Below are 14994 nucleotides of genomic sequence, written 5' to 3' on the forward strand. Positions count from 1 at the left end.
TAACAACCTGCGGCCGGTGGACCCGGTGGAGCAAGGCGGCACGCCCGACACCGCCAGCAGAGGTCATGTTCCACACGCGCTCCTCCCGCTCCGAGCTCATCCGGCACGCCGGGTTCTCCTACTTCCCGCTCGCCTTCATCGCGCGGCTCCCGTTCGCGATGATGACCGTCGGCGTCCTCACCCTCGTCGTCGCCGAGCGCGGCTCGGTCACCCTCGGCGGGCTCAACTCCGCCGCTGCCGGCATCGGCACCGCGCTGGCCGGGCCCCTGCTCGGCGCGGCCGCCGACCGGTTCGGCCAGCGGCGGGTGCTCGTCCCGGTCGGGCTGGTCAACGCCGCCCTGCTCGGCGCCTTCCCGTTCGTCGTCGGGAGCTCCGCCTCGGCCCTCGCGCTGCTCGCGCTGTCGGTGCTCATCGGTGCCTCCGCCCCGCAGATCGCCCCGATGTCCCGCACCCGGCTGGTCGCCATCATCAAGCGGTCGATCCGGCGCGACCGGCGCGAGAAGGTGCTCAACGGGACGATGGCCTACGAGTCCGCCGCCGACGAGACCGTCTTCATCGTCGGCCCCTTCCTGGTCGGACTGCTCGCCACCGCCATCGCCCCGTGGGTGGCCATCGCCGGCGCCTCGGCGCTGACGCTCGTCTTCGTCACCTGGTTCGCGCTGCACCCCACCGGGCGGCTCGACCCGAGCACCCCGCACACCACCGCGCAGCAGGCGCCGGCCCGCGAACTCGCCCGCTTCTCGCTGCTCACCGTGGTCGCCGGCACGCTCGGCATCGGCTTCTTCTTCGGCGCCACCCTCACCTCCCTCACCGGGTTCCTCGCCGACGGCGGGGACGGCGACCGCGCCGGGCTGCTGTACGGCGTCATGGGCATCGGGTCGGCCGCCCTCGCGCTGGGGTCGGCGGCGTTCCCGGAGCGGTTCAGCCTGCGCGCCCGGTGGCTGGTCTTCGGGTCGCTGATGCTCGCCGCCGCGATCGTCTACGCCACCGCGCGCTCGGAGCTCACGCTGGTCGTCGCCCTGGCGGTGCTCGGCTGCGGCATCGGCCCGACCCTGGTCAGCCAGTACAGCCTCGCCGCCCAGCTCAGCCCGCTCGGCCGCTCGGCGACCACCATGACGATGCTCGGCTCCGCGGTCGTCGTCGGCCAGGCGGTCTCCTCCGCGGTCACCGGCGTCGTCGTCGACCGGCTCGGCTCGGGCACCGGGCTCGCCGTCCCCGCGATCGCCGCCGCGTTCGTGGTCGCCGCCGCCGTCGCGCACGCCGCCGCCACCCCCCGCGTCGACCAGCAGCCGGAGCCGGTCCCCGCCTGAGGGGCCAAAGTCGCGACTTTGGCCCCTCAGGCGGGGCCGGGTCGGGCGTGGGCGAGACTGCCGGCGTGGACGTCGAGGCCTTCTACCTGCCGCTGGGGAACAACCGCTTCTCCCCCACCCGGGCCACCGAGAGCCCCTGGGAGACCACCGCCCAGCACGGCGGGCCGCCGTCCGCGCTGCTGGCCCACCTGGCGACCAGCGCGACGGGTGAGCACCTGCGCGCGGCCCGGGTGAGCGTCGATTTCTTCGGCGCCATCCCCCGCCGCGAGCTCACCGTCGAGGTGTCTCCGCTGCGCCCGGGCCGGCGGATCGACCTCACCGAGGCCACGATGACCGTCGACGGGCGCACCGTCGCCGTCGCCCGGGTCTGGTCGATCGCCACCGGGCCGACGCCGCCGGTGGTCACCGAGCTCACCCCGCCACCCGCCGTCCCGGCCGAGAACGACCACTTCCTCCCGCACCTGTCCGACTGGGGCTACGGTCAGGCCCTCGACTGGCGCTGGACCGCCGGCTCCCCCGACCGGCAGGGCCCGGCCGACGTCTGGACCCGGGTGCGCATCCCGCTCATCGCCGGCGAGGAGCTGACCGGCACTGACCGCGCGCTCATCGCCGCCGACGCCGCCAACGGCCTCTCCGCCGAGCTGCCGATCAGCAGCTGGCTGTCCATCCCGCCGGGCATGACCACCCACCTGACCCGCGAGCCGGACGGCGAGTGGGTGCACCTGTCCTGCCGCAGCCAGCTCACCGACGACGGCATCGGACTGTGCTCCGGCACGCTGTCCGACACCCGCGGTTCGATCGGCGAGGTCTCCCAGCCACTGCTGGTGCGTGAACGCTGAGCGACGAACGAGGTCACGCGGAGGTCACTTCACGGACTCGTTACCCGGCTGACACGGACCACGACCAGACGGCCCGTTGAGTGCAGGCCGACGGCGCACCGCGCGCCGTCCGCCGCCTCTGAGGAGACCAGTTGAGCCCCTCCGCCGTCCGCCGTGCGATCGCCGGCACCGCCGTCGCCGCCGCCGTCCTCTCCCTCGCCGCCTGCGGCTCGGACTCCGCCGAGGCGGACGCGTCCGGCAGCGGTGAGACCCAGACGGTCACCGTCGGCACGCTGCGCGGCCAGCCGCACTTCTACGCACCGTTCCTCTACGAGGACCACGCGGTGGACGGCGTGGAGTTCGAGGTCGTCACCCTGGACAGCACCCCTGCGCTGACCGACGCGGTCTCCTCCGGCACCGTCGACTTCGCCATCACCGGCGTCACGGCCACCATCTCCGGCATCTCCCAGGACCGCGACCTGACGATCGTCGCCTCGGCCGCCGACGGCGGTTCCGGGTTCATCGGCGGCGACGACATCGAGACCGTCGCCGACCTGGCCGGCAAGAAGATCGGCTACATCCAGGGCAGCGCCCCGGAGATCGCGATGCGGTTGATCATGGCGGACAACGGCCTGGCCGACGGCGACGTCGAGCTGATCGCCGTCCCGCCGACGGAGATGGCCTCGGCGTTCGAGAGCGGCTCGATCGACGCCTTCTTCGGCACCGAGATCGCCGTCTCCCTGGCCACCGCCGCCGGCGGCCACTCGATCACCGACCCCTACGACACCCCCATCGGCAAGGTCAACATCGGCCTCGTCACCACCGGATCACTGGTCGCCGACGACCCGGAGCTGGTGCAGAAGGTCGTGGACACGCACGCCGCCACCACCGAGTACATGACCGACAACATCGACGAGTGGCTGCCCGAGATGGTGCAGGAGTTCGGTGGTGACCAGGAGGTGCTGGAGTCGGCGCTGGAGAACTTCTGGCTGCGCGCCGACCTGAACGAGGAGTACCAGGGCCAGGTCCAGGCGCTGGCCGGCGCGATGGTCGAGCTGGGGCTGATCGAGACCGCCCCGACCGCCGAGGACCTCGTCGACACCCAGTTCGCCCCCGAGGCCTGACCCACCGGGGCGCCGGCGCGCTCAGCGCCGGCGCCCCGCCCCCACCCCGGAGGACCGCCCCATGAGCACCGACGTCGCCACCGTCCCCGTGGCCGCCGCTGTCCCCACGGCGCCGGCCGAGCCCCCGCGGAAGGGCCGTGGGCGGCTGCGCACCGTGCTGCTCGGCCTGCCCGTCCCGCTGCTGTTCCTGCTCGTCTGGCACCTGGGCCGCGCCGGCGAGTGGGAGCTGCCCTTCGGCATCCGGATGGGCTTCCTGCCCTACCCCACCGACGTCGCCGCCGGGCTGGCCAACTACGTGGCCGGTATCCGGGACGACGCCTTCAGCAACCTGCTCTGGGAGGACCTGCCGGCCAGCGCGCTGCGGGTCTTCTCCGGTTTCGCCCTCGCCACGCTGATCGCCGTCCCGCTGGGCGTGCTGATGGGCCGGTTCAGCACGGTCAACTCGCTGTTCGACCCGATGATCAACCTGTTCCGGCCCATCCCGGCGACCGCCTGGGTGCCGCTGGTCGCCCTGCTCATCGGCTACGGCGACCAGGCCTCGATCTTCCTGATCACCCTGTCGGCGTTCTTCCCGATCGTGCTCGGCACGATCAGCGGCGCCCGCCAGGTGCCCGAGCGGCTGCTGGAGGCCGCCCGCATGCTCGGGACGACGGGCGTCGGCACGCTGCTGCGGGTCGTGCTGCCCGCCGCCGCACCGGCGATCGTCAACGGCATGCGGGTGGGCCTGGGCCTGGCCTGGGTGATCCTCGTGCTCAGCGAGACCACCGGCGTGCCGACCGGGCTGGGCTCGACGATCTTCCTGGCCCGCGACGTCGTCCAGACCGACCAGATCGTGGTCGGGATGATCTGCATCGCCGTCGCCGGGTTCCTCTCCGACCGGCTGCTGATGCTGGTCTTCCGTGTCCTGTTCCGCGACCGCCCGCTGATCAAGTAGGAGCCGACGATGGACACCGAACACCTCGCCGCCGGCCGCACCGCCGACGTCCGCATCGCCGGGCTGAGCAAGGTCTACGCCGGCGCGGTCACCGCGATGGCCGACGTCGACCTGACCATCGCCTCCGGTGAGTTCGTCGCCGTGGTCGGCGCCAGCGGCTGCGGCAAGAGCACCCTGCTGCGCATCCTGGCCGGCTTCGAGCGGCCCACCGCCGGCACCGTCGAGGTGGGCGGGACGCCGGTCACCGGGCCCGGCCCCGACCGCGGCGTCGTCTTCCAGGACTACGGGCTGTTCCCCTGGCTGTCGGTGCGGGAGAACGTCGCCTACGGACCCTCGCGCAAGAAGCTGTCCAAGGCCGAGGTCGCCGCCGTCACCGACCGGTTCATCGCCGCCGTCGGCCTCACCCGGTTCGCCGCCAAGTACCCCGCGCAGCTGTCCGGGGGCATGCAGCAGCGGGTGGCGATCGCCCGGGTGCTGGCCAACGACCCGTCACTGCTGCTGATGGACGAGCCGTTCGGCGCCCTCGACGCGCTCACCCGCACCGACCTGCAGGCCGAGCTCAAGCGCATCCACGTCGAGACCCGGACGACTGTGGTGTTCGTGACCCACTCGATCGAGGAGGCGGTCTACCTCGCCGACCGGGTCGTGGTGATGACCGGCGGCGCCTCGCACGGGGTGCCCGGGCACGTTCAGGCGATCGTCCCGGTCGACCTGCCCGACCGCGACGTCACCTCTCCTGCGTTCAACGAGGTCAAGCGGCAGGTCGCCGAGCTGGTGCACACGGTGCCGGTGGCCGTCTGACGGCACGGGGTGCCACCGGCCCGGGCGACTGCCGATGACAGGGTCCATGAGCACCACCCGGACCGACGACGCGCTGGACAGCTGGCTGGCCGACCTCACCGGCGGCGAGCCCTCGATGCGGCGGCTGCGCCGGCGGTTGACCGCCGAGGGCGCCGTCACCGCCGACGCCTGCCCCACCTGCCACCGCGCAGCCGACGACCACACCGCGAACTGGGTCGCCGAGCCCCTCGACTGAGCCGGGCACAGCACAGCACGGCTGCAGCGAGAACCAGTGGTGCTCAGACCGCCGGCGACCAGCCGAGCGCCGGGCCGAGCTTCTCGGCGGTGTCGGTGAGGATCTGCACGTAGTCCTCGTGCTCGAAGCTGAACGGCAGCGCGAACGCCACCTCGGTCACCTCGCGGAAGCCGGCGTGGGCGTACAGCTGCTCGGCGATCTGCTCCGCCGTCCCGATCAGGTCGGCGGCGAACATCATCCGCGCCGGGCCCTGCGGTGACCGGGTCCGCGGCGTCCGCGCCTCGACGTAGGCCTCGTACCGGGCCCGCTGCGCCGGGGTGGCCGAGTCGGTCGGGATGACCACCAGCCCCTGCGACACCCGCCCGGCCGGGTTCGCTGCCTTGAACGCCTGCACCTGCCGCGCCTGCTCGGTGGCGAAGTCCTCCGATGCCTCCGCCTTGACCACCGACGAGGTCAGGAAGTGCATCCCGTTCTCCCCCGCCCACTGCGCCGACCGCCGCGACCCGCCGCCGTACCAGAGCCGCGACCGCAGCCCGGGCGAGTGCGGCTGCACCCGGGACGACCACTCCTCCACCACGCCCTCCCGGCCGGCGAACGACGCCGCCGGCTCACCGGCGACCAAGCGCAGGAACCGGGCCACCCGCTCGTAGGAGAAGTCCTCCACCTCGGCGGTGTCGGGGTAGAGCGCGGACCGGACGTCGTCCCAGTGCATCGGCGGGCCGACCGACACCCCGGGGTTGAGCCGGCCGCCGCTGAGCACGTCGACGGTGGCCAGGTCCTCGGCCAGCCGCAGCGGGTTCTCCCACGCCAGCGGCGTCACCGCCGTCCCGAGCTCGATCCGCGACGTCCGCTGGGTGGCCGCCGCCAGCACCGCCACCGGTGAGGAGATGCCGTACTGCAGGTGCCGGTGCCGCAGCCACGCGCTGTCGAAGCCCAGCTGCTCCCCGAGCTCGATGATCCGCAGCGTCGTCTCGTGCCCGGCGCGCGGATCGGCCTCGTCGAACAGACCGATGGTCAGGAAACCCAGCTTCTCCAGCGGCACCCCGGGCGATGGCATGCCTCGATCATCCCCGTCCGGCGTGTCGGGCGCCGACGCCCCCACGAGCCTTGACGCCCCACTGTGCCCTGGGCCACAGTCGCCGCACGGCAACCGCTTTCCCGATCGATTGGAACGATTCACGACCTGGCGGGGCCGGCCCCGGACAACTCGAGACGAGGACACCCACATGCGGACGACGAGGTCCCCATTCGTACGAGGCCTGGCGGTCGTGGCCGCCGGCACCGCCCTGCTGGCCGCCGGCCCACCGGGCATCGCGACCGCCGCCCCGGCGCGCGACGCGGCCCGCGGCCCCCAGCTCGAGCAGCTCGACCGCGGCCTCGTCGCGGTGACCACCAGCGAGGGCACCTTCCTCAGCTGGCGGCTGCTGGGCACCGAGGTCACCGGCGCGGGGGCGACCGGCATGACCGGCCCGGACTTCCGGGTCTACCGCGACGGCCAGCTGCTGGCCACGGTCACTGACAGCACCAACCACCTGGACGCCGGCGCACCGGCCGGTGCCAGCTACCGGGTCGCCGCCGTCGTCGACGGCACCGAGGTCGACGTCTCCGCCCCGGTCACCGCCTGGGCGCAGGGCTCCTACGACCTGCCGCTGACCAAGCCCGCCGACGGGGTCACCCCGGCCGGGGAGGCCTACACCTACGCGGCCAACGACATGAGCGTCGGCGACGTGGACGGCGACGGTCAGTACGAGTACGTCGTGAAGTGGGACCCGTCGAACTCCAAGGACGTCTCCCAGGTCGGCTACACCGGCACCGTCTACCTGGACACCTACGAGCTCGACGGCACCCTGCTCAACCGGCTCGACCTGGGCCCGAACATCCGGGCCGGCGCGCACTACACCCAGTTCCTGGTCTACGACTTCGACGGCGACGGCCGCAGCGAGATCATGCTGAAGACCGCGCCGGGCACGAAGAGCACCACGTACACCGACGGCCGGGCCGAGGAGCGGTACATCACCCTGCCCGCCGAGGACGTCGCCGCCGGCGTCACCAACGCCGACGACTACCGCCTCTCCGCCGAGGGCTACGCCGAGCACCTGGTCGACGTCTTCCAGGGCTGGAGCAGCCACCCCGGGGTCGTCGCCGGCAACTGGCCGGCCACCATCGAGGAGGCACTCGGCATCGAGCCGCGCTACGCCTACCCGCTGAGCCGGGCCGACGCGACGGCGCTGGTCGACCACTTCATCGACGTCTACGCCCGCAACCGGCACTCCAACCCGGCCTACAACCAGCTGCGGCAGTTCGAGGGCTTCATCCTCACCGGCCCGGAGTACCTGTCGGTGTTCGACGGGGCGACCGGCCGCGAGCTGGACACCGTGCCCTACACCCCCGAGCGGGAGGACGACGGTCTCCGCTGGGGCGACTACTCCGGCACCCGGATCGAGCCCGGCAACCGGGTCGACCGCTTCCTGTCCGGGGTCGCCTACCTCGACGGCGCCCACCCCTCGGCCGTCTTCGCCCGCGGCTACTACACCCGCTCCACCGTCACGACCTGGGACTGGGACGGCCGCGACCTCACCGAGCGCTGGGCGGCCGACAGCGGCTGGGTGCCGATGAGCAACCCGTTCAACGACAGCCCGCACGGCCGCGACGGCACCGACCCGGAGTACGGCAGCCTGGCCAACCAGGGCTTCCACTCCCTGTCCGCCGCCGACGTCGACGGCGACGGCAAGCAGGAGGTCGTCTACGGCGGCGCCACCCTGGACGACGACGGCGGGCTGCTCTACAGCTCCACCGGCGTGATCCCCACCGGTGCCAACGCCGGGAAGACCGCGAAGCTGGGTCACGGCGACGCCATGCACGTCACCGACATCGACCCGCAGCGCCCGGGCCTGGAGATCTTCACCGTGCACGAGAACGGTGCCGGCGCCCCGTACGGCTACCTGCTGCGCGACGCCGCCACCGGCGAGGCGATCTACGGCGGCTACACCGGCCGGGACACCGGCCGCGGCATGGTCGGTGACATCGTGCCGGGCGAGCCGGGCCTGGAGACCTGGGCGACCCAGCTGCGCAGCGCGGACGGCGACGTGCTCGGCGCCCGCTACCCGGGCACCAACCAGAGCATCCACTGGGCCGCGGACATGACCACCCAGATCGTCGGGGGCAGCGGCGACGCCGACGTCACCATCGACGACTGGCAGGACGGCCGACTGCTCACCGCCACCGGCACCCGGTCCAACAACGGCACCAAGGGCAACCCGTCGCTGGTGGCCGACGTGTTCGGCGACTGGCGGGAGGAGCTGTTCGTGCGCACCACCGACAGCAGCGCGATCCGGGTGTTCACCAGCACCGAGGTGACCGACCGGAAGCTGTACACGCTGATGCACGACCCGCAGTACCGGGCCGAGGTGGCGCGTCAGCAGACCGCCTACAACCAGCCGTCGTACACGTCCTTCTACCTGGGCTCGGACATCGACTGGTCGGCCACCCCGGTGCCCGACCCGTGGCTGCCCGGCGCCCTGCCGGCGCTGCGCGCCGACCTGGAGGCCGTGCTCGCCGGCGGCGGGGTCAGCCGCGGGACGGCGGCGCAGCTGCGGGCCGACCTGGACGTCGTCGCGCGGCACGTCGAGGGCGGCCGGGACCGCCAGGCGGTGCGCACCCTCGAGTCGTTCGTCGACCGGCTCGACCGCGACCGGCGCCGTGACCAGATCAGCGACGCGGACCGGGCCTCGCTCACCTCCCAGGCCCGCTCGCTCATCGCGATGCTGAGCTGACCCGGACGGGGTGGCGCCGCGGATCGCGCGGCGCCACCCCGCACCTCAGAGGTCCTTGCGGCGGAACGACAGCGCCGCCAGCCCCCAGATCATCAGCACCCAGAACGCCGCCCACGCCAGGTAGGCCACCGTCAGCGGCGCCTCGCTCAGGAACGGGAAGCCCTCCATCTCCTGACCGAACTGCAGCAGCGCCGCCGGGTCCTGGAAGGCGTGCATCGCCCCGCGCCACAGCCCGTCGGTGGGCAGCAGCATCCGCGAGATCGTGCCCACCCGGGCGACGCCGTCGTTGCCCAGCGCCTCCCCGATGCCGCCGACCACCCCGGCGATCCAGGTCGCGCCGAACAGGCCGACCGCGACCACCCCGGAGGCCATCGGCGAGATGACCGTGGACAGCAGCAGCCCCAGCGTCAGCAGCACGACCGTCTGCGCGGCCAGCAGCGCCAGCGCCACCACCGGCTGCGGCGGCCAGTAGCCGACCGTCGCCTGGACGACGAGGCACTGCGCCAGCCCGGCCAGGACGACGAACCCGCTGCCGAAGGCGGCCAGCCCCAGCCACTTGCCGGCCAGCACCGCCCAGCGCCGGACGGGGCGGGCCAGCAGCGACAGCGAGATGCCCGACTCGATCTCACCCGAGAGCGTCGGGCCGGCCAGGAACGCGGTGCCCAGCGCGGCGATCAGGCTGAGCCCGAACATCACCAGGTTCAGCAGCTGGGAGGCGACCAGCCGGGCCTCGCCGCTGGTCAGCGTGCCGAACTCCGACTCCGCCGACAGCCGGGAGAACCCCCAGGCGCTGAGCACCAGCAGCACGATCGTCAGCCCGGCCAGCGCCCGCAGCACCTTGCGCCGCGACGCCTCGCGCAGGGTGAGACCGGCGATGGTCAGCACGGTGCGGGCGGTGCTCATGCCCGCTCCTCCGCCTCGGCCCGGGCATCCGCAGTGGCGCGCAGGATGCCCAGCAGCCGCTCCTCCAGGCTGATCCGCACCGGCTCGACCGCGTGCACCCGGACCCCGGCGGCGACCAGGTCACCGACCAGGTCGGGCACCGCGTCGCCGGCGTCCTCGGCGGGCAGCGCCACGGTGAACCAGTCGCCCTCGCGCTCGACCAGCCCGGTCGCGGCCAGGCGGGCCTCCGCCGCCGGGGTGACCCCGGTGAGCTCCAGCCGCAGCTCGCGCTGGCCGAGCAGCTCGGCCAGGGTGCCGGAGGTGGCGACCCGGCCGCGGTCGAGGATGACCACCCGGTCGCAGACCCGCTCGACCTCACCGATCAGGTGCGAGTTGAGCAGCACGGCGACCCCGCGCTCGCGCAGCGACAGCACGATGTCCCGGACGTCGGCGCGGCCCAGCGGGTCCAGGGCGCTGGTCGGCTCGTCGAGCACCACGAACTCCGGCCGGGCCACCAGCGCCACGGCCAGCCCCAGACGCTGCTGCATGCCCTTGGAGAAGCCGCCCACCCGGTCACCGGCCCGCTCGCCCAACCCGACCAGGGCCAGCACCTCCCGCTGCTCGGCCGCCGGCACCGCCACTCCGGAGAGCCGCACGTGCAGCGCCAGCACCTCTGCGGCGGACAACCACGGCTGGTAGCGGAACAGCTCTGGCAGATAGCCAACCTTCGTGCGGGACGCCGGGTCGGCCGCGGGCGAGCCGAAGAGCATCGCCTCGCCGGCGTCCGGGGTGACCAGACCCAGCAGCATCTTGATCACCGTGGTCTTGCCGGCGCCGTTCGGGCCGAGCAGGCCGACCACCTCGCCGCGGCCGACCTGCAGGGACACCTCCTCGACCGCCTGGCGCTTGCCGTACCGCTTGCGCAGCCCGGAGCACCAGACCGCGGGCGCCGGCGGCAGGTCGGCGACCAGCTGCGCCGCCGCCTGCCGTGCGGCGTCCCCGGCCGGGGACGCCCCGGCCGGAGCGGCTCCGGCCGGGGCGTTCGTGGGGTCGGCCGCCATGCTCAGCGCAGACCCTGCGCGACCGACAGCACCTCGTCGACGTCCAGCGACCCGGCGACCGCGGTCACCACGCCCTCGTCGACCCAGACCACCGCCGACATCGACAGCTCGTCCAGCCCCAGCACGGTGGCCTGCACGCCGTCCACCTCGGCGGTCGAGGTGCTGACCCGGTCGCTGGGCACCGGCAGCGGCAGCGTGCCGCCGTCCGCGGTGAAGGTGCTCAGCTGCGCGGCGACGTCGTCCGGCAGGCCGGGCAGGGAGAGCAGGTGGTCGCGCACCGTCTCGAACGGGACGCCGGAGGAGTACGCGGTCGGGGCGACCGCGCGACCCACGACCAGGGCGGGCACCCCGGCCGAGGACTCCCACGCCTGAGCGACGCCCGGGCCAGCGACCATCCGCACCGTGGCGCCGTCCAGCCCGGCGGGCGCCGGCGGCAGGGTCTCCCCCGCCGCGGCCGCGGCCTGGGCGGCCCGGTCGGCGGAGAAGGTGAACGTCGCGCTGATCTCGCTGCCCACCTGGTAGGTCGGCTCGCCGCTGATGCCGCGCGGCAGGTCGGCCACCTCCGGCAGCTCCAGGCCGCTCTCCGCCTCGGCGGCCGCCGCGTCGTCGACGGTGCGCAGGTCGCCGTCGCCGGTGACCACCACGTCGCCGTAGGCGCTCAGGTCGGGCAGCGCGATCAGGTCGGCGGTGCTGAGGGCCACCGGCTGCACCTGCTCGGTGCGGAAGATCTGCAGCCAGTCGTTGGCGGCGGCGGTGCCGGCACCGGTGAGCACGACGGCGGCGGCGACGGCCGCGACCACCGGCCGGCGCATCGCCGGGCGGAACCGGCCGGCCCGGGCGGGGGTCGCGACCCGCTCCGGCTCGGCGGTGGCCGCGGACAGCCGGCGCCAGGCGGCGTCGACGTCCGGGCTGCCCTGCGGCGCCAGCGCCGAGTCGAGGGCGGTGGCGTCGGTGCGCATGGTGGCCAGCGTGCCGAGGCACTGCGGGCAGCCGGTCAGGTGCGCGCGGTCGGCGTCGGAGACACCGGCGGGCTCGTCGAGCAGCCGGCGCAGCACGCCGTCAGAGGGATGACGCATGACGGTTCAACTCCTTGCGAAGAGCGGACTCGGCGCGCCGCACGGTGGTGCCGACGCTGCCTGGGGAGAGGTCGAGGGCGGCCGCGACCTCGGTGTAGCTCAGGCCGCTGTGCCGCAGCACCAGGGCCACGGCCTGCTTGCGGGGCAGCTGGGCGAGCGCCGTCCGCACCCGGCGGCGCTCCTCCCGGGTGACCACCGCGTCGGCGACGTCGGAGACGACGGCGTCCTGCGCGACGGCGGAGAACTCCTCCCGGGACGCGCGGCGGCGCCCGGAGCGGAGCAGGTTGAGCGCGGTGTGCGCGGCGGCCACCGACAGCCAGCCGCGCGCCTCCCCGGCCGGCACCGCGGAGTGCCCGAACGAGAGGAAGACGTCCTGGGCGACGTCCTCGGCCTGGTCGCGGGAGCCGAGCACGCGGGCGGCCACCCCGACGACGAGCGGGTAGTCGCGGCGGAACACGTCCTCGAGGTCGGCGCGCACGGCACCGGGGGACGAACGTGACACCGCCCCGCGCTCCCTCCCCACGGCCCGTCCGGCCGAGATCCCGCCGACCGCTCCGGGGGCGGCGAGGGCGGCCGCGGCCCGCGCTCCCCCGTGCCTGATCAGTTCCATGTCTCTACAGCACCGCCGGCGCCGGGAATGTGACACGGCCCCCGCAGGGAGTTCCTGCGGGGGCCGTGTCGGTGTGCCTCGGGGGTCAGCGCTCCTCGGAGAGCGGCTGCAGCAGCTCCGCCGCCGGGCGGGGCGCCGGGACGGTCGTCGTCCCGTACAGGCTGACGCCGGACGGCGCGGCCATCATGGCCTCCAGCTCGCCGGTGTCCAGGGTGGGCTCGACGGTCGGCAGCGTCGGCTCGATCAGCGCGGGCTCCGGCAGCGGCTTCGCAGCCGGGCCCTGCCCGGTGACCAGCCGCACCAGGCGACGCAGCGAGCGCGCCTCCTTGCGGCGGGCCTTGCGCTCCGCGGCGCGCTCGGCCTCCTCGCGGGCGGCGTTCTCCCGGTCCAGGATCTCCCGGGCCATCCGGTCGGTCTCGGCGGCGACGATCAGGTCGGCCCGGGCCTGCTGCGCCCGCTGCCGGCCGTCGCGGCGGATCTCCTCGGCCGCGACCTCCTCGTCGTCCCGGACCTTGAGCAGCCGGTCGTAGGCACTGGGCAGCTGCATGTTCAGCAGCGCCTTCATCAGCACCGGGAGGATCTCGACGCTCAGGAAGAGCAGGAACAGCATGAGGTGCGCGGTGCCGACCATCGGCCGCTCGGCCGACAGCCGGTCCATCGCCTCGAGCCGGGCGAGGATGCCGTCGCTCTGGGAGTTCTCCGCGTCGAAGGCGGCCTGTTCGGCCCGCCGCGCCTCGGTGAGCCGGGCGAGCTCGGCCTTGTCGGTGACCAGGTCGGCCTGGGCGAGGGCGACGCTGCGGGCATCGGCGCTGGCCGCGGCCTTGCCGGCGTCGGTGCGCACCTGGGCGAGCTCGGTCTCGGCGGCGTCCAGCTCGGCCTTCGCCGCGTCACGCACGCCGGCCTGCTGGGTGGCCGCCGTCGCGGCCGCGAAGTAGGCCGCGCCCTGACCGACGTCCCCGGAGCCGCAGGTGCCGTCCAGCTCGCACTGTGCCTTGGCCTGCAGTTCGGTGAACCGGTCGACGGCGGTCTGGAAGGCGGTCTGCTTGGCGTCCCGCTCGGCCTGCGCCGCGATCACCCGCGGGTCGGCGTTCGGGTCGGCGGTGCCGCCGCTGGCGATCACCGCCTGCTCCTCGGCGACCCGCGCCTCGAGCGTGGGGATCTGGGCGTACCGGGCGTCGGCGTCCAGCTCGGCGGTGAACTCCTCGGCGGCCTCGGCCTGCATCGTCACGATCGTCGCGTCGATCTCCTTGCCGAACACCTGCAGCGTCAGCGGCGTCGAGATCACCGTGCCCAGGACGACGGCCAGCGCCACCCGCGGCAGCGCCATCCCCAGGTTCCGCTTCCAGGACGGCTCGTGGGACATGCCGACCAGCAGCATCCGGTCCAGGTTGAGGATCACCAGCCCCCAGCCCAGCCCGACCAGGACGGCGACCACCCACGGCGCACCGAGCGCCATGTGCAGGGCGAACGCCATCGACAGCGCGGCCAGCGCGCCGGTGCTGATCAGCACCCCGCCGAGGGCGATGAACCTCGCCCGCGCACCGGGGGCGACCCGCAGCAGATCGAGGCGGGCCCCGGCCAGCACGGCCAGTCGGTCGCCGGAACGGGTGCGGGTGCGGCTGCGCACGGGGTGGGGTCCTCTCGCCGAGTTGTACCCACCCGTCATCGGCCGTCCGGCTCCCCGCCGGTACCGCCGCCCACCTGTGAGGTGGACCCCGTCCGGCCATGTTGGCGAACATGGCCGATCGCTCGGCCATGTTCGCCAACATGGCCGGGCAGCGGCGGGTCAGACGCCGAGGTGGGCCAGGGCCTGGAGGAGCAGGGTGCTCTGGCCGTTGGCCAGCTCGGCCAGCACCTCCGGACGGCGGGCCTCCTCCGGGCTCACCCAGGTCAGCTCCAGCGCGTCCTGCTGCGGGGCGCAGTCACCCTCGACCGGGACGACGTAGGCCAGCGACACCGCGTGCTGGCGGGGGTCGTGGAACGGCGTGACGCCGGGGGTCGGGAAGTACTCGGCGATGGTGAACGGCTGCGGCGCCGGCGGCACCCGCGGCAGGGCGAGCGGACCGAGGTCCTTCTCCAGGTTGCGCAGCAGGGCCGAGCGCACCCGCTCGTGGTACAGCACCCGGCCGGACACCAGCGCCCGCTTGACCTGGCCGTCCTCGCCGATCCGCAGCAGCAGGCCGACCGCGGTCACGACACCGTGGTCGTCGACCCGCACCGGCACCGCATCGACGTAGAGGATCGGCAACCGCTCGCGGGCGGCGTCCATGTCCTCCCGGGAGAGCCAGCCGGCATCGGTGAAGTTCACGTCGGTCATGTGCCCTGTCTATCCGACGCGGCCCGGACGCGAACCCCGGACGCGGCCGAACC

The 14994-nt window shown here is 74.0% G+C and carries 14 protein-coding genes; 7 read left to right on the forward strand and 7 right to left on the reverse strand.

Annotated features, from left to right (window positions below; genetic code table 11):
• The first annotated feature begins 65 nt into the window (after positions 1-65).
• From HLA93_RS15780 to HLA93_RS15805, 6 genes are all read left to right on the forward strand, one after another.
• Positions 66-1310 (forward strand): MFS transporter, encoded by a 1245-nt coding sequence (locus HLA93_RS15780; protein ID WP_222195370.1) that lies wholly within the window; start codon positions 66-68, stop codon positions 1308-1310.
• Between the two features lie 47 nt (positions 1311-1357).
• Positions 1358-2149, forward strand: a complete 792-nt coding sequence (locus HLA93_RS15785) for a thioesterase family protein (RefSeq protein ID WP_308128170.1) — start codon at positions 1358-1360, stop codon at positions 2147-2149.
• 131 nt (positions 2150-2280) lie between these two features.
• A complete protein-coding gene (locus tag HLA93_RS15790; protein WP_222195371.1) occupies positions 2281-3252 on the forward strand; it encodes an ABC transporter substrate-binding protein in 972 nt (323 codons plus the stop codon).
• Between the two features lie 61 nt (positions 3253-3313).
• Entirely contained in the window at positions 3314-4186 is an 873-nt protein-coding gene (locus HLA93_RS15795; protein ID WP_222195372.1) for an ABC transporter permease, read from the forward strand.
• Between the two features lie 9 nt (positions 4187-4195).
• Positions 4196-4987 (forward strand): ABC transporter ATP-binding protein, encoded by a 792-nt coding sequence (locus tag HLA93_RS15800; RefSeq protein ID WP_222195373.1) that lies wholly within the window; start codon positions 4196-4198, stop codon positions 4985-4987.
• A 46-nt stretch (positions 4988-5033) separates the two neighbouring features.
• Positions 5034-5222: a hypothetical protein gene (locus HLA93_RS15805; RefSeq protein ID WP_222195374.1), complete on the forward strand. Its 189-nt coding sequence runs from the start codon at positions 5034-5036 to the stop codon at positions 5220-5222.
• Between the two features lie 43 nt (positions 5223-5265).
• Here HLA93_RS15805 and HLA93_RS15810 read toward each other — a convergent pair whose 3' ends face one another.
• On the reverse strand, positions 5266-6279 hold the full coding sequence (locus HLA93_RS15810; protein ID WP_222195375.1) for an LLM class flavin-dependent oxidoreductase: 1014 nt from the start codon (positions 6277-6279) through the stop codon (positions 5266-5268).
• 169 nt (positions 6280-6448) lie between these two features.
• Between HLA93_RS15810 and HLA93_RS21645 the strand changes: the two genes are divergently transcribed.
• Positions 6449-8995, forward strand: a complete 2547-nt coding sequence (locus tag HLA93_RS21645; protein ID WP_222195376.1) for a rhamnogalacturonan lyase — start codon at positions 6449-6451, stop codon at positions 8993-8995.
• A gap of 45 nt (positions 8996-9040) precedes the next feature.
• Here HLA93_RS21645 and HLA93_RS15820 read toward each other — a convergent pair whose 3' ends face one another.
• From HLA93_RS15820 to HLA93_RS15845, 6 genes are all read right to left on the reverse strand, one after another.
• Positions 9041-9898, reverse strand: coding sequence for an ABC transporter permease (locus tag HLA93_RS15820; RefSeq protein WP_222195377.1), 858 nt, complete (start codon positions 9896-9898; stop codon positions 9041-9043).
• Positions 9895-10938, reverse strand: a complete 1044-nt coding sequence (locus HLA93_RS15825) for an ABC transporter ATP-binding protein (protein ID WP_222195378.1) — start codon at positions 10936-10938, stop codon at positions 9895-9897. Before HLA93_RS15825 ends, HLA93_RS15820 begins: the two co-directional genes overlap by 4 nt.
• A 2-nt stretch (positions 10939-10940) precedes the next feature.
• A complete protein-coding gene (locus HLA93_RS15830; protein ID WP_222195379.1) occupies positions 10941-12014 on the reverse strand; it encodes a hypothetical protein in 1074 nt (357 codons plus the stop codon).
• Positions 11998-12624 (reverse strand): RNA polymerase sigma factor, encoded by a 627-nt coding sequence (locus HLA93_RS15835; RefSeq protein WP_222195380.1) that lies wholly within the window; start codon positions 12622-12624, stop codon positions 11998-12000. The genes HLA93_RS15830 and HLA93_RS15835 overlap by 17 nt, the downstream gene beginning before the upstream one ends.
• An 85-nt stretch (positions 12625-12709) precedes the next feature.
• The gene (locus HLA93_RS15840; protein ID WP_308128171.1) at positions 12710-14251 is read right to left on the reverse strand and encodes a DUF4407 domain-containing protein; all 1542 of its coding nucleotides are present in this window, start codon (positions 14249-14251) and stop codon (positions 12710-12712) included.
• A 159-nt stretch (positions 14252-14410) separates the two neighbouring features.
• A complete protein-coding gene (locus tag HLA93_RS15845; protein ID WP_222195382.1) occupies positions 14411-14941 on the reverse strand; it encodes an NUDIX hydrolase family protein in 531 nt (176 codons plus the stop codon).
• Between the last annotated feature and the right edge of the window lie 53 nt (positions 14942-14994).

The organism is Modestobacter italicus (assembly GCF_019799965.1).
Taxonomy (GTDB): Bacteria; Actinomycetota; Actinomycetes; order Mycobacteriales; family Geodermatophilaceae; genus Modestobacter; species Modestobacter italicus_A.

Coding starts and splice junctions, on each gene's coding strand:
- HLA93_RS21645 (WP_222195376.1), top strand. CDS start 6,449: ATGCGGACGACGAGGTCCCCATTCGTACGAGGCCTGGCGGTCGTGGCC.
- HLA93_RS15825 (WP_222195378.1), bottom strand. CDS start 10,938: ATGGCGGCCGACCCCACGAACGCCCCGGCCGGAGCCGCTCCGGCCGGG.
- HLA93_RS15795 (WP_222195372.1), top strand. CDS start 3,314: ATGAGCACCGACGTCGCCACCGTCCCCGTGGCCGCCGCTGTCCCCACG.
- HLA93_RS15810 (WP_222195375.1), bottom strand. CDS start 6,279: ATGCCATCGCCCGGGGTGCCGCTGGAGAAGCTGGGTTTCCTGACCATC.
- HLA93_RS15830 (WP_222195379.1), bottom strand. CDS start 12,014: ATGCGTCATCCCTCTGACGGCGTGCTGCGCCGGCTGCTCGACGAGCCC.
- HLA93_RS15845 (WP_222195382.1), bottom strand. CDS start 14,941: ATGACCGACGTGAACTTCACCGATGCCGGCTGGCTCTCCCGGGAGGAC.
- HLA93_RS15820 (WP_222195377.1), bottom strand. CDS start 9,898: ATGAGCACCGCCCGCACCGTGCTGACCATCGCCGGTCTCACCCTGCGC.
- HLA93_RS15800 (WP_222195373.1), top strand. CDS start 4,196: ATGGACACCGAACACCTCGCCGCCGGCCGCACCGCCGACGTCCGCATC.
- HLA93_RS15835 (WP_222195380.1), bottom strand. CDS start 12,624: ATGGAACTGATCAGGCACGGGGGAGCGCGGGCCGCGGCCGCCCTCGCC.
- HLA93_RS15805 (WP_222195374.1), top strand. CDS start 5,034: ATGAGCACCACCCGGACCGACGACGCGCTGGACAGCTGGCTGGCCGAC.
- HLA93_RS15780 (WP_222195370.1), top strand. CDS start 66: ATGTTCCACACGCGCTCCTCCCGCTCCGAGCTCATCCGGCACGCCGGG.